The following is a 14,761-nucleotide window of genomic DNA, read 5'->3' as shown; positions in this document are numbered from 1 at the left end:
AAAGACACCGCCGCACAGAACGACGAATCATGTTCTACGCCAGGCAGGCAGCTGCTCATGTGCCAACTGCGACACTCCGGCACCTCACCGACGTACCGAGCCAGGCTAATCGACCGTCACTCGGTCAGTTGGCGACCGCGGTAGCAATCTCTTCACGATCCGTTACCGTCAACCGAACTTTGGTCCAAAAGAACCTCCGGCCTGGGCCATACGCTACTTCGGGGTTCGCCGACCCGCTGCAGTCTCAACAAGGAGCCGGCATGGACACACACGAACTACGCATTTCCAACGTCGACGTCTTCGACAGCGTCGACGGCCGGATCACCGGGCCCATGGACGTCACTGTCTGCGACGGGTTGATCGCCGCGGTGACACCTGCGGGCTCAACCGAATTCTCCGGCCCGCAGATCGACGGGACCGCAAAGACGTTGATTCCCGGGTTGATTGACGCGCATTGGCATGCGATGTTCGCCACCATCCCGGCGGTGGTGGCCCAGCTCAGCGAGCTCGGCTATGTCTACGCGAGGGCGATCACCGGCGCCCGGGAAACGCTGCTACGCGGCTTCACCACGGTCCGCGATCTCGGCGGGCCGGTGTTCGGAATCAAGCAGGCCATCGACGAGGGTGTGATCGCCGGTCCGCGTATTTACCCGTCCGGCGGGTTCATCTCCCAGACCGGCGGGCACGGCGATTTCCGGCTGCCCCACGAGGTCCCTCGCGGTGTCTGCGGGCACCTGAGCTACACCGAGATCATCGGTGCCGCCGTCATCGCCGACGGCGAAGCCGAGGTGCTGCGGGGAGCACGAGAGATGTTGCGGCGCGGCGCCTCTCAGCTCAAGCTGATGGCCGGCGGCGGGATCAGCTCGACGTACGACCCGATCGACGTCGCCCAGTTCACCGAGGCCGAGATCCGCGCGGCGGTGGCGGCCGCGGAGAACTGGGGCACGTACGTCACCGTCCACGCCTACACACCCCGCGCGATACGCACCGCCGTCGCCGCAGGCGTCCGCTGCATCGAGCACGGCCACCTGATCGACGAGGACACCGCCGCACTGCTCGCCGAAAAGGGCGTCTGGTGGTGCCTGCAGCCGTTCGTCGACGACGAGCCCACGATCCCCGTCACGCCGCAGACGAGGGCAAAGCTGCGGCAGGTGGTCTCCGGCACCGACGCGGCATATCGGCTTGCGATCAAGCACCGGGTCAAGGTCGCATTCGGAACCGACATATTGTTCGACACGGCACTCGCCAGCCGACAGGGCGCCCAGCTGGCCGAGCTCACCCGCTGGTACGCGCCCGCCGAGGTGTTGCAGCAGGCGACGATCCGCAACGCCGAGCTCTTGGCCATGTCCGGGCCGCGTAACCCCTACCCGGGCCGGCTGGGCGTCGTGGCCGACGGCGCCCTGGCGGACCTGGTTCTCGTCGACGGCAATCCGGTGGCCGACATCTGGCTGATCGCGCGGCCCGACGAGGCGTTCGTCGCCATCGTCAAGGACGGCCGGTTGGTCAAAGGCACTGTCGAGTAGCCAGGGCGTGCCCGGACATGCCGGTGCGGAAGAATTGCGGTCAGCATGGTCGACAACCCCGGTTCTCCGCTGACATCCCGACGACCCCACATCGTGCGGCTCGTCGTGTTCGCCGGCTTTCTACTCGGGCTGTGGTACCTGGTAGCCGTCGCACGAGTCGTCGACGTCGAGGTGGTGCGTCGCGCGGTCTCGGCGACAGGTCCGGCGGCGCCGCTGACCTACGTTGTGGCCTCGGCTGTCCTCGGAGCGTTGTTCGTGCCGGGCCCGGTCCTGGCCGCGGGTAGTGGTCTGCTGTTCGGTCCGGTAGAGGGCATCTTTGTGACGCTGGGTGCGACGGTGGGTACCGCGATCGTCGCCAGCTTCGTCGGCCGTCGGGCCGGACGCGACAGCGCACGTACTCTGCTGGGGGCGAGCCGCGCCGACCGCGTCGACGTGCTGATCGAACGACGCGGACTGTGGGCGGTGGTCGGTCAACGCTTCGTCCCCGGCATCTCGGATGCGCTCGCCTCCTATGCGTTCGGGGCATGTGGAGTTCCGTTGTGGCAAATGGCCGTCGGTGCGTTTATCGGTTCGATGCCGCGGGCATTCGTCTACACCGCGCTGGGCGCCTCGATCGGTGATCGGTCCTCACCACTGGCATACGCGGCGATAGCGGTGTGGTGCGTGACCGCCGTCGTCGGCGTGTTCGCCGCACGGCGTGGTTACCGATCTTGGCGTGGGCGCGCACTGCCGAGTCAGCGGCCGCGACGCTGAAGATGCGACCCGACCAGCTCCTTGCGCGCGGCGACGCCGCGGCTGCGGTAGACGACGTAGGGCCGGAACAGATACGCGACCGGTGCGCTGAACGCGTGAACCAGCCGGGTGAACGGCCACATGGCAAACAGCGCCAGCGCGATCATCACATGCAGCTGGTAGTACAGCGGCGCCAGCGCCATCAGTTCGCCGCGAGGTTGCAGCACCCAGATGGACCGGAACCACACCGAGACGGTTTCGCGGTAGTTGTACGACTCGCCGAACATCCCCGAGCCCAACGCGGTCGCGTACAGCCCCGCCGATATCGCCCCCACCAGGAACACATACATCAGCTTGTCGTTGACCGTGGTGGCCATGAACACCGGTCCGCGGCTGCGTCGCCGGTAGATCAGCAGCGCCAGCCCCGTCAGCGTGGTGACCCCGGCTATCGACCCCAGCACAACAGCCTGGACGTGGTAGGCGTGATGACTCACCCGGGCTGCGTCCGTCCATGATTCCGGGATCAGCAGGCCGATGACGTGTCCGACGATCACCACCAGGATGCCGTAATGGAAGAGCGGGCTCGCGATACGCAGCAACCGCACCTCGTAAAGCTGCGACGAGCGGGTGGTCCACCCGAACTTGTCATATCGGTACCGCCACCAGGTGCCAACGGCGACGATCGCGAGTACCACGTAGGGCACCACATCCCAGAACGTCTTGCCGAGCACCTCATTCACCTCCGGAGTTGCGTCGCGGCGCAATTCTCACATCTCTCGACGCAAACGGTCGCAGCGTCCTCATCGCCGCCGCCCACGCGGGAACATTCCGGGTGGCACCCCGCGACCGTCCCAGTTGAGGAGGTTGACCCGCGACGGCTGATTGGCGTTGGCGGCCATCCCTTCACTGGTCTGCCGTTGCCGCAACGCGTGGAACGTCTCGACCGCCACCGGCACCGGTCCTCCGCTGGCCTCGCCGAACGGCCCGGAGCCGTACATTCCGGGACCGCCGTCGAAGGACAACGAGCACCCGGCTTCCTCGACCGCGTCGCCGTCCAGCTCGTATGCGGTCGGGATCACGTACCGCTCTTCGTATTTCGCCAATGCAAGCAGCCGGTACATCTGGTAGATCTGCTCTTCGGTCATGCCGACCGATTCCGGGATGTGCGGCTGCGTCGGCCGGCCGAGGTTGATATCGCGCATATAGGAACGCATCGCCGCCAGCCTGCGCAGTACGGATTCCACCACGGTGGTGTCGCCGGCGGTGAACAGCCCCGCGAGGTACTCGATCGGAATGCGCAGTGCCCCCAGGGCTCCGAACAAATTGCCGAGGTCCTCGCCGTCGTGCCCGTCGCGGCCGATGGCGTCGACGACCGGAGACAGCGGCGGAATGTACCAAACCATCGGTACCGTGCGAAATTCCGGATGCAGCGGAAGCGCCACCCGGTAGGTGTTGATCAGCGCGTAGACCGGGGAGCGCTGGGCGGCCTCGATCCATTCGTCGGGGATCCCCTCGGCGCGGGCACCGGCGATGACGTCGGGGTCGTTGGGGTTCAACAGGATTCGCCGGTGAGCATGGTAGAGGTCGGCGTCGCGCTCCACCGACGCGGCTTCCAGCACCCGGTCGACGTCGTAGAGCACCAACCCGAGGTAACGTAGCCGTCCGACGCACGTTTCCGAGCACACCGTCGGCAGGCCCACTTCGATGCGCGGATAGCACATCGTGCACTTCTCCGCCTTACCGGTCTTGTGGTTGAAGTACACCTTCTTGTACGGGCAACCCGACACACACATCCGCCAGCCGCGGCAGCGATCCTGGTCGACGAGCACGATCCCGTCCTCGGTGCGTTTGTACATCGCGCCCGACGGGCAGGAGGCCACACACGACGGGTTCAGGCAGTGCTCGCAGATCCGCGGCAGATAGAACATGAACGCCTGCTCGAGTTCCAACCGCACCCGTTCGCTGACCTGCCGCAGCACCGGGTCGCCGGGCACGATTTCCGGTGAGCCCCCAAGGTCGTCGTCCCAGTTCGCCGACCACGACACCTTCATCGGCTTGCCGCTGATCAGGCTGCGCGGCGGCGCCACCGGCATCTGCTCGCCCAGTGGGGCGGTGATCAGCTTCTCGTAGTCGTACGTCCAGGGCTCGTAGTAGTCGCCCAGGCTGGGCATCTTCGGGTTGGCGAAGATCTTCAGCAGCTTGGCCAGCCGCCCGCCGCCGCGCAGCCTCAGTCGACCGCGCCTATCGCGTTCCCAGCCCCCGCGCCAGCGCGTCTGGTCTTCATAGGTGCGCGGATAGCCTTGTCCTGGACGGGTTTCCACATTGTTGAACCAGACGTACTCGGTGCCCGCGCGGTTGGTCCAAGCCTGCTTACACGTCACCGAACAGGTGTGGCAGCCGATGCATTTGTCGAGGTTCATCACCATCGCCAGCTGCGCCATGACTTTCATCAGTACACCACCTCCTGGGAGCGGCGACGCACCACGGCCACCTCGTCGCGCTGGTTGCCGGTGGGACCTAAGTAGTTGAACGCGTACGCGTTCTGCGCATAACCGCCCGCCAGGTGACTGGGCTTGATCAGCAGCCGGGTCAGCGAGTTGTGGATGCCACCGCGACGCCCGGTAGTCTCGGTCAGCGGCGTGTCGATGGTGCGCTCCTGGGCGTGGTAGACGAATACCACGCCGTCGGACATCCGGTGGCTGACGATCGCTCGGCACACCACCACCCCGTTGCGGTTGACCGCCTCCACCCAATCGTTGTCGCGCACGCCGATCTTGGCCGCATCGTCAACGCTCATCCACATGGTGGGTCCGCCCCGCGACAGCGACAGCATGAGCAGGTTGTCCTGATACTCCGAGTGGATCGACCATTTCGAGTGTGGCGTCAGATACCGCACGGTCAGTACGGCGCCGTCACCGCCCAGTCTCGGCTCACCGAAAAGCCGCGACATGTCCAGCGGCGGACGGTAGATCGGCAGCTGCTCGCCGAGCTCTTCGACCCAGTCGTGGTCCAGGTAGAAGTGCATTCGGCCGGTGAGCGTGTGAAACGGCTTGAGCTCCTCGATGTTCACCGTGAACGGTGCATACCGGCGCCCGCCGGTCTCGCTGCCGGACCACTCCGGGCTGGTGATCACCGGCACTGGGCGAGCCTGGGCGTCGGCATAGGTGATGCGGCGTTCCTCGCTGCCTTCGGCCAGATGCGCCAACCGGCGCCCCGTCCGTCGTTCCAGTTCGTGAAATCCCTCGACCGCGAGACGGCCGTTGCTCGTTCCCGACAGCGCCAGGATCACGTCGGCCATCCGCTCGGCGGTGGTGATCGCCGGCCGCCCGGCGGCGGGCCCGGAGTTCAGCACCCCGAACTTGGCGGCGAGCTCGTCGACTTCGCGATCCGGCCAGACGGTGACGCCTTTGGTGGTCAGCCCTAGCCGTTCGGTCAGCGGCCCCAGCGCGGCCCACTTGTCGGCAATGGCGGCGTAGTCCCGCTCGACCACCGCGATGGTACCCATCGTCTTACCGGGCTTAGGCAGCTCTCCTGTTGTGCGCCAGTCGTATTCGACGCCCGACGGGTAGGCCATCGCGCCGGGCGTGTCGTGCTGCAGCGCGCCGAGCACGACATCGGCGCGGGTGCCCAGATGCTTGGCCGCCAGCGTCGAGAAAACGCTCGCGATCGCACCGAACGCCTCGTAGTCGGAGCGTGTTTCCCACGGCGGATCGATGGCGGGGCTGAATGCGTGCACGAACGGGTGCATGTCGGTGCTGGACAGGTCGGCCTTCTCGTACCAGGTGGCGGCCGGCAGCACCACGTCGGACAGCAATGTCGTGGACGTCATCCGGAAATCGATGGACATCAGCAGGTCGAGTTTGCCTTCGCCGATGTTGTCGCGCCACACGATGTCGTTGGGCCGCAACGCTTCTGGTGCCGGCGTTGCCTGCAGGTTCGACGTCGTGCCGAGCAGGTGCGTAAGGAAGTATTCGTTGCCCTTACTGGACGAGCCGAGCAGGTTGGCGCGCCACACGTTGAGCACCCGGGGCCAGTTCGCCGGGTCGTCGGGATCGGACAGGGCCGGTTTGAGTGCGCCGGTGGCGAGTTGCTCGGCCACGTAGTCGGCGATGTCCCGCCCGGCCGCGCGCGCCTCGTCGGCGACGTCGAGGCTGGAGCGGTTGAACTGCGGGTAGAACGGCGTCCAGCCCATCGCGACCGCGGCGGCCAGCACGTCCATGGTGTGCTTGCCGGTGAACCGGCTGCGGCCGGTGGGGCTGGCCAGCGCGTCGGCTCGGTAGCCGTCGTAGCGCCACTGGTCGGTGTGCACGTACCAGTACGACGTGCCCGCCATCTGCCGCGGCGGCCGCGACCAGTCGGTGGCCATCGCCATCGTCGCCCAGCCCGTGACCGGGCGGCACTTTTCCTGGCCGACGTAGTGCGCCCAACCCCCGCCGTTGCGGCCCATCGACCCAGTGAGCAACAGCAGCGCCAGCACGGCCCGATACGTGGCGTCGCCGTGGAACCACTGGCAGATGCCCGCACCCATGATGATCATCGACCGGCCACCGGATTCCTCTGCACTACGGGCGAATTCGCGTGCCACGCGAATCACCTGGTCGGCAGGTACCCCGGTGATCGGCTCCTGCCAGGCCGGGGTGTACGGATATGCCGCATCGTCGTAGTCGGTGGGCCAGTCTCCGGGCAGCCCGGGCCGGGCCACCCCGTATTGGGCCAGCATCAGGTCGAACACCGTGCAGGTCAGGTTCTCGCCGATGCGGCGTACCGGGACGCCGCGAATCATGGTCTCGCCGCGACCGTCGGCGGTGTCGAAGCGGGGCAGGATGATTCGCGCGGATTCGCCGGCGCTGCGGTGCGCGACGGTCAGCGCCGGCACGATGTCGCCGAGGTCGAGGTTCCACTTGCCCACACCGTCGTCGCCGTACCGGAAGCCGAGTGATCCGTGCGGGACCGCGGCCTGGTCGGTGGCGCCGTCCAGCAAGACCGGTTTGAACGCCGCGTTCTCGACGTCGTGGCCGAGGTCGGCGGCGGTGAGGACCTTGCCCGGCACCAGGTCGTCACCGCGGCTTTCCAGCTTGACCAGGAACGGCAGGTCGGTGAACCGGCGGACATAGTCGACGAAGAACGGAATCCGTTGCGTGACGAAGCATTCCGACAAAATGACATGCCCCATGGCCATGGCCAGTGCGCCGTCGGTGCCAGCCGCGCAGGGCAGCCACTCGTCGGCGAACTTGGTGTTGTCGGCGTAGTCGGGGCTGACGGTGACCACCTTGGTGCCGCGGTAACGCACCTCGGCCATCCAGTGCGCGTCGGGCGTGCGGGTGACCGGCACGTTCGAGCCCCACATGATCAGGTACGCGGCGTCCCACCAGTCGCCGGACTCCGGCACATCGGTCTGGTCGCCGAACACCTGCGGCGCCGCCACGGGAAGGTCGGCGTACCAGTCGTAGAACGACGTCATGGCGCCGCCGATCAACTCCACGAAGCGGGAGCCGGCCGCGTGGCTGACCATCGACATCGCCGGGATCGGCGAGAAGCCGGCGATGCGGTCGGGGCCGTAGGTTTTGATGGTGTGCACGTGCGCCGCGGCGATCATCTCGGTGGCCTCGGCCCAGGTGATGCGCATCAGCCCACCTTTGCCGCGCGCCCGCTGGTATCGGCGGCGCCGGTCGGGGTCGGACACCACGTCGGCCCACGCCAGCACCGGATCGGTCAAGCGCGCCTTGGCTTCCCGGTACATTTCGACCAGCACCCCGCGGGCATAGGGGTGACGCACTCGGGTCGGCGAATAGGTGTACCACGAGAACGCGGCACCACGGGGACAGCCGCGAGGCTCGTATTCCGGGCGGTCGGGGCCGACGGACGGATAATCGGTCTCCTGGTTCTCCCAGGTGATGATCCCGTCTTTGACGTAGATCTTCCACGAGCAGGACCCGGTGCAGTTGACGCCGTGGGTGGAGCGCACGACTTTGTCGTGACTCCACCGGTCGCGGTAGAAGACGTCGCCTTCGCGCCCGCCCTCCCGGGTGACGGTGCGCAGATCGGCGGAGAACTGCCCCGGCGTGAAGAACCTTCCGGTGCGCTCGAGGAGTTCTTCGATGCGGCCCCCGGGCGGGTTGCTCACGTAGTCGCCTCCCTGCGTTCGGGTTCGTCGGCATGCAATCCCAGCGCGGTGTATGCCAGTGCCACCAGGGCGGTCGCGACCAACAGCGCCAGCCCGACCGTGTAGTCGTTTTCGACGGGGTCGTAGGTGGCGCCCATCACCATCGGCGGGAAGTAACCGCCCAGCCCGCCAGCGGCGGCGACGATGCCGGTGATCGTGCCGACGGATTGGGCGGGCGAGCGGCGGGCAACCCAGGCGATCACGCCGCCGGTACCGGCTCCCAGGAAGATTGCCAGCGTGATGAACGTCAGCGCCGAGAACACATCCGGCGGCGGCTTCAACGTCGCGATCGACGCCAGCGCCGCAGTGCCGGCCAGCGACGCGAGGACGACGTACTTGGGTGCGAAGCGGTCGGCCAGCGCGCCGCCGACCGGCCTGGCCACCACGGCGGCCACCGCAAAACCGGCCGTACGGGCGCCCGCGTCGACCGCGGAGAATCCGTAGATCGTCTTGATATAGGTGGGCAGGTAGTTGGCAAACGCGACGAAACCACCGAACACGATGGCGTACAGGAACGACATCTCCCACGTCACCCGCAGCTTTGCGGCGGCGGCCAGCTTCGGCAGCACCGGACCGGTGTTCGGTGTGAAGTCCGGCGAGTTACGCATGACCAGCACGCACGCCGCAGCGGTGAGCGCCAGCGCAGCGGCGATGATGACGTGAGTGGTGAACAGGCCGAACCAGCGCACGAATCGTGGTGTGAAGAACGCCGACAACGCGGTGCCCACCATGCCCATGCCGAACACTCCGGTGGCGAACCCACGGCGGGCGGCCGGATACCACGCGTTGGCGAACGGGATCCCGACGGCAAAAACCGTGCCCGCGATCCCGAGGAAGAACCCGAACACCAACAGCAACGGATAGGAACCGTACTTCCCGGCAAGGCCCACCGCCAGCACCGGCGCGATCGGCGCCAGCGAGATCGCAATGAACATCGCGCGCCCGCCGAACCGGTCGGTCAGCGAACCGATCACGATGCGGCCCAGCGCGCCGACCAGAATCGGCGTCGCCACGAGCAGCGAGGCTTTCGCGCTCGACAGCCGCATCTGCTCGGCATAGGTGGTTGACAGCGGGCCGATCATGTTCCATGCCCAGAAGTTGACGGTCGAGACCCAGGTCGCCAGGGCCAAGTTCGCATTCCGCTGTGCGCCGATATCCGGCGTACTCGCCGTATCCACGGCTATACCCAATCACCTCATCAACCGATTGGAAACCAAACAGAAGTAATCGGCGGTCCGGCGGCGGCCCGGTACGGATTACGCTAGGCGCCGGCCCGCACCGCAGACACGAACAGATTCCGCGGCGCGCTGTCTTGGACCTCCTTCGGCGGGTTGCGGTCGTAGCCGGCCATCAGTTGCGCCGACGGCGTCACCGTCACCTCCCAGCCGTGGCGGCGCAACCAGTCGCCGACGTCGTCGCGCTCCTCGAAGTACCACAGCTCGTCGGTACTGGGCACCTCGCGCCGCGGGTCGACCTTGACCATCAGTGCTCGGACACGGTCCATCCGCTCGCGCCGCTTGGCGCGGAAGGCGGGATCCAGAAAGTCGGGGCCCAGCGCCTCGACAGCGATCCGGCTACCGCTGACCGCGAGCTCTTGAACGCGGTTGAACAGCAAGTCCTGTGCAGCCGCCGGCAGATACGGCATGAGCCCCTCGGCTGACCATGCGCTCGGCGCCGACACGTCGAAACCGGCCTGCCGCAACGCCTTCGGCCAGTCTTGACGCAGGTCCACCGGGACGCCGACTCGATGACAGGTCGGCTCGGCCCCGTGCTCACGTAGCGTCGCCGTTTTGAACTCCAGCACCTTGGGCTGGTCGAGTTCGTAGACCGTGGTGCCGTCGGGCCACGGCAACCGCCAGCACCGCGCGTCCAGGCCGGCGGCCAGAATCACCGCCTGACGGATACCCGACCGGGTCGCGTCGAGGAAGAAGGTGTCGAAAAACGCCGTGCGGCAGGCCATATAGTTGATCATGGCCTGCATTCGCAGCGGCACCTCGGGTTCGGCTTGGAGAACCTCGGCGGGTAGCTGCGGCGCCGAATACCAGTTCCACACGCCGTCGCCGGCCGCGTCGAGGAAGACCCGGGCGAACGGATCGCGGATCAGCGGGTGCTCGCTCTGGGTTTCGGCCGCGCGCGCCGCTGCCACACCCAGCGCCGTCGCGCCCACGCTCTCGGTGATCTCCCAGCTGTCGTTGTCTGTTCTGGCGGTCCTGGCCATGCGTTCACTTCCTCCCGCTCAAGCACCGACCCTACGTGCCAGCGCCCAGACCGTCAGGCTCGGGGGACCCGGGTTCGCCGGATGTCAGCCGACCGTGGGGAATGAGTATCGCGACGTCATTGTGCAAGTGCGCCAGGCCGCTCTCAGGGTCGCCAACTGCCCGTCGTGGTTCCGCGCCAGCTGAGCCAGGTAGGCGTCGGTCACCTGTCGATGACCGATCACGCCATCGATGTCGACATCGTGAAAGAGGCACTGTCAGTCGCGGGGTTCTCGCGGCGCGGCTTCGCACGGCATAGGGTGGTCGCCGTGGCTGATGCCTTCGGGGGGTCGCAGACCCCGGCAAGAATCCTGGCCGAGCACGGCCCGTTGCACGAGGACGACTTTGCAGCGCGGCTACGGGACAGCGGCGTGGCCGACCCGGAGGCCGAACTGGACCAGATTCTCGACGAAACTGAATGTCCAGCAAGGCAATTAGTTGACGACAGGTGGGTGTGGCTGCCGACCATGCTGGCCGGGCGGGTGTTCACCCACCGGCTTTGCGCCGAAGAGCTGGCCTATGACGCTCTCAACGTGACCCCGGATCTGGACCCCGTCACCGCCCTGTGTGAGCACGAGCAGTACCAGCGGCTCGCGGACGGTTCGCCGGCCGGGGTGGTGCTGGCCGACTTAGACGACGAGTTGCTCGAACAGCGAGGCATCCCGGACGAGGCGGTCGACCCGGCCTGGGCGCTGCTGCTGGCGCCGGGCACATTAGGCGCGCTGGGGTTGGCCGAGGGCGACCTGGCCGGGGTCCGGCTGACCGAGGACGGGTTAGTGGTCGAGCGGGTCACCGAGGTCGCGTCGGCCGAAGGAGTGGGTGCGCGGCTAGCCGCGGCGCTCGACACCGAGAAGCCGGCGTACTTCGACGCCGCGGTGTGGACGGTGTGCGCGGAGGACCCGCAGCTATTCACCGAGCCGCTGCCGCCGCTGTCCGAGATCGTCGACGACCACGGCCTCGCGCACCAGGGCGATTGGCTTGCACCGGGCGGATTCGATTTTGGCGCTTGGCATTTCAAGCTAGGCTGCCAAGCGCTGGCCGAACGTCATGAACTCGACCCCAACGACGCGGTCGCGTTGTACGTGCTGGTCAAGTTGCACGACCAGATCGCAGCGCTGCTCGACGCGGGCCTGGCGCCGCAGGAAGCGTTGGCCGCGGCCACCGACGGCGCGACAGGACCCGACATGGATCTCGTCGGTGAGTTAGGGGCCGCCCTCGCCGATCCGCTGCTGGCTGAGCTGCTGGTGGCCGAGACGATCGGCACTGACCGGGTGGGGACGGCCGGGCTGGGCTTGTTCGCCGAGGTGCTGGAGTCGAAGGTGCCCCGCCCAGCGCGGGTGGCGTGTCGGTGGCTGCGCGCGGTCGCGCTGGAGCGGATGGGCAACGTTGAAGCGGCCGAACGCGAACTGCTGGCCGCCGAGACGATGGATCCGGATTGGCCGTTGCCACTGTTAGATCTGGCCCGCATCGCCTCCGATCGCGGTGACGTCGATCGCGGGTTGGCGTTGCTGCGCCGCGCCGGCGCCGAGCCGGACTACCCGCTGGTGGAGCTGCTGGAGCAGTACCGGGCCGAGCCGCGCCGCGACCTCGGCCGAAACGAGCTGTGCTGGTGCGGATCTGGGCGCAAGTACAAGAAGTGCCATCTCGGGCGTGAACAGCTGCCGCTGGACGACCGAGCGCGCTGGCTGTATGCGAAGGCCATCCAGCATGCGCTGATGAGCGGCTGGAATGACCTGCTGATCGAGGTGGCGGACGAACGCTCTCGCCACGCCGGCGATGATCCGGACGCGCTGACCACCGCGCTGGGTGATCCGCTGGTGATCGACGCGGTGCTGTTCGAGGGTGGGGCGTTCGAGGAGTTCCTGCAGGTGCGCGGGTCGTTGCTGCCCGACGACGAGCGACTGCTGGCACAGCAGTGGCTTCTGGTGCAACGGTCGGTGTTCGAGGTGGAGCGGGTGCAACGCGGCCACAGCGTCACCGTGCGCGACCTGCGCAGCGGCGACACCCATGAGGTGCGGGAGCACGCGGCCAGCCGCCAGCTGAAGACGGGGCAGCTGGTGTGCGCGCGGGTGCTGCCCGCCGGCGACACCATGCGATTTTTCGGCGGCGTGGAACCGGTCGCGCTGCACGAGCGCGACCCGCTGATCGAACTGCTCGACACCGAACCCGACGCGGTGACGCTGGTGGCCTACCTGAGCCGCCGGTTTGCGCCGCCGACGCTGACCAACACCGAGGATGATCCGCTGGCGTTCTGTGAGGCCACCGTGCGTGTCGGCGACCCGGCCGCGATCGCGACCGCCCTCGACGAAACCTACGAGCGCGTCGATGCCGACGAGCCGCCCCGGTGGTACGAATTCGTCACAACCCAAGGGACCCAACGGATCCGGGCGATACTCGCCCTCGACAGCGACACGCTCCGGGTAGAGACCAACAGCGAAAAGCGGATGGACCGCGTATTGGCCGCACTGGCGCGCCTCGACCCGGCGATGATCGTCCTGGAAGATACCCGCCGCCCGTTGGGCGACACCCGCGAGCTCGCCGAACTCGCCCAGCAGCTACCGGGCGGCGAGGAAGGCGTATCCGAGCCCGATGGACCACCCGGTGGACCAGAGGTGGCCGCGGCCCTCGAGGAAGTCATTCGTCGGTACGAAACTGCGTGGCTCGACGAACCCATTCCCGCACTCGGCGGTCACACCCCTCGGCAGGCAGCCGACGACCCCACCCGACGCGGCGACCTGATCAAACTCCTCGACAGCTTCCCCGTCCGAGCAGCCGCCGGCGCCATGAATGCCGACCGGCTGCGCGCCGTGTTGGGCCTGTAGTCCGGGCGGCGCAACGGCGCGTTTCTGCAGAACCGGGCCGCGGTAATGGTCGGAAACCGGCGCCGGACAGCGCATGATGGAGGGGTGCGGATCGGAGTCGGATTCTCCACCGCGCCCGATGCGCGGAAGGCGGCGGTGGAGGCGGCCACGCAGGCGTGCGACGAGCTCGCCGGAGAGGCGCCGTCATTGGCCGTGCTGCTCGGTTCGCGGTCGCACTCCGATCAGGCGGGAGACGTCCTCACCGCGGTGCAGCGCATCGTCGGCTCGCCCCCGCTGATCGGCTGTGTCGCCCAGGCGGTTGTCGCCGGCCGCCATGAGATCGAGGACCAGCCGGCGGTGGCGGTGTGGCTGGCGTCGGGTCTGGCCGCCGAAACGTTCCAACTGGACTTCGTCCGCACCGGCTCGGGCGGATTGCTCACCGGTTACCGGTTCGACCGGTCCGCACACGATCTGCATCTGCTGTTGCCGGACCCGTACACATTCCCGTCGAGTCTGCTCATCGAGCACCTCAACAGCGACCTGCCGGGAACGACCGTGGTGGGCGGCCTGGCGAGCGGAGGACGTGGACCGGGCGGCACCCGGCTGTTCCGTGACCGCGGCGTGTTCAATTCCGGGCTCGTCGGGGTGCGCCTGCCCGGTGTGCGCAGCATCCCGATCGTGTCGCAGGGCTGCCGACCGATCGGCCGTCCCTACATCGTCACCGGCGCGGACGGCGCGGTGATCACCGAGCTGGGCGGGCGCCCGCCGCTGCACCGCCTGCGCGAGAGTGTCGAGGGGCTGCCGTTGCACGAGCAGGAGCTGGTCAGCCGTGGCCTGCAGATCGGCATCGTGGTTGACGAGCACCTGGCGGCTCCGGGGCAGGGCGACTTCCTGATCCGCGGGCTGCTGGGCGCCGATCCTTCGACCGGGGTGATCGAGATCGGCGAGGTTGTCGAGGTCGGCACCACGGTGCAGTTCCAGGTCCGAGACGCCGCGTCGGCGGACAAGGACCTGCACCTGGCCGTGGAGCGGGCGGCAGCGGAGCTGGGTGGGCGTCCGGCGGGCGCGCTGCTGTTCACCTGCAACGGGCGGGGACGGCGGATGTTCGGGGTGGCCGACCACGACGCGTCGACGATCGAGGATCTGCTGGGCGGGATTCCGCTGGCCGGTTTCTTCGCTGCCGGGGAGATCGGCCCGGTTTTCGGCCGCAACGCCCTGCACGGCTACACGGCGTCGTTGGCGCTGTTTGTCGACTGACTGCGCGGGGTTCGTCACTGGTGTCACAGC

At 67.7% G+C, this 14,761-nt stretch carries 8 protein-coding genes and 2 pseudogenes; 4 read left to right on the top strand and 6 right to left on the bottom strand.

The features are described from left to right. The first annotated feature begins 260 nt into the window (after window positions 1-260). A complete protein-coding gene (locus tag EET10_RS04405; RefSeq protein WP_036398485.1) occupies window positions 261-1,523 on the top strand; it encodes a metal-dependent hydrolase family protein in 1,263 nt (420 codons plus the stop codon). Window positions 1,524-1,568: 45 nt separating this feature from the next. Next, window positions 1,569-2,276 (top strand): TVP38/TMEM64 family protein, encoded by a 708-nt coding sequence (locus EET10_RS04400; RefSeq protein WP_051490193.1) that lies wholly within the window; start codon window positions 1,569-1,571, stop codon window positions 2,274-2,276. On the opposite strand, the pseudogene narI reads toward EET10_RS04400, so the two are convergent. The 6 genes and pseudogenes from narI to EET10_RS04370 all read right to left on the bottom strand — a co-directional run. Next, window positions 2,258-3,007: pseudogene (gene narI / locus EET10_RS04395) on the bottom strand (respiratory nitrate reductase subunit gamma); the annotation flags it as partial. The gene EET10_RS04400 and the pseudogene narI overlap by 19 nt on opposite strands. Window positions 3,008-3,055: 48 nt before the next feature. Next, window positions 3,056-4,705 carry a nitrate reductase subunit beta gene (narH, locus tag EET10_RS04390; RefSeq protein ID WP_063468624.1) on the bottom strand — a complete coding sequence of 550 codons (1,650 nt, stop codon included), beginning with the start codon at window positions 4,703-4,705 and terminating at the stop codon, window positions 3,056-3,058. Beyond that, a complete protein-coding gene (locus EET10_RS04385; RefSeq protein WP_122501924.1) occupies window positions 4,705-8,379 on the bottom strand; it encodes a nitrate reductase subunit alpha in 3,675 nt (1,224 codons plus the stop codon). Before EET10_RS04385 ends, narH begins: the two co-directional genes overlap by 1 nt. Then, window positions 8,376-9,572, bottom strand: coding sequence for a nitrate/nitrite transporter (locus EET10_RS04380; protein WP_276860781.1), 1,197 nt, complete (start codon window positions 9,570-9,572; stop codon window positions 8,376-8,378). The genes EET10_RS04385 and EET10_RS04380 overlap by 4 nt, the downstream gene beginning before the upstream one ends. Window positions 9,573-9,679: 107 nt before the next feature. After that, window positions 9,680-10,636, bottom strand: a complete 957-nt coding sequence (locus EET10_RS04375) for a class I SAM-dependent methyltransferase (protein ID WP_122501923.1) — start codon at window positions 10,634-10,636, stop codon at window positions 9,680-9,682. 31 nt (window positions 10,637-10,667) lie between these two features. Continuing rightward, window positions 10,668-10,867: pseudogene (locus EET10_RS04370) on the bottom strand (hypothetical protein); the annotation flags it as partial. A gap of 75 nt (window positions 10,868-10,942) precedes the next feature. Here EET10_RS04370 and EET10_RS04365 point away from each other — a divergent pair. Then, the gene (locus EET10_RS04365; RefSeq protein ID WP_122502741.1) at window positions 10,943-13,495 is read left to right on the top strand and encodes an SEC-C domain-containing protein; all 2,553 of its coding nucleotides are present in this window, start codon (window positions 10,943-10,945) and stop codon (window positions 13,493-13,495) included. A gap of 84 nt (window positions 13,496-13,579) precedes the next feature. After that, on the top strand, window positions 13,580-14,731 hold the full coding sequence (locus EET10_RS04360) for an FIST signal transduction protein (protein WP_036398493.1): 1,152 nt from the start codon (window positions 13,580-13,582) through the stop codon (window positions 14,729-14,731). The last annotated feature ends 30 nt before the right edge of the window (window positions 14,732-14,761 follow it).

This window comes from Mycobacterium pseudokansasii (assembly GCF_900566075.1).
GTDB lineage: Bacteria > Actinomycetota > Actinomycetes > Mycobacteriales > Mycobacteriaceae > Mycobacterium > Mycobacterium pseudokansasii.
This window is presented reverse-complemented; position numbering and strand designations above follow the sequence as displayed.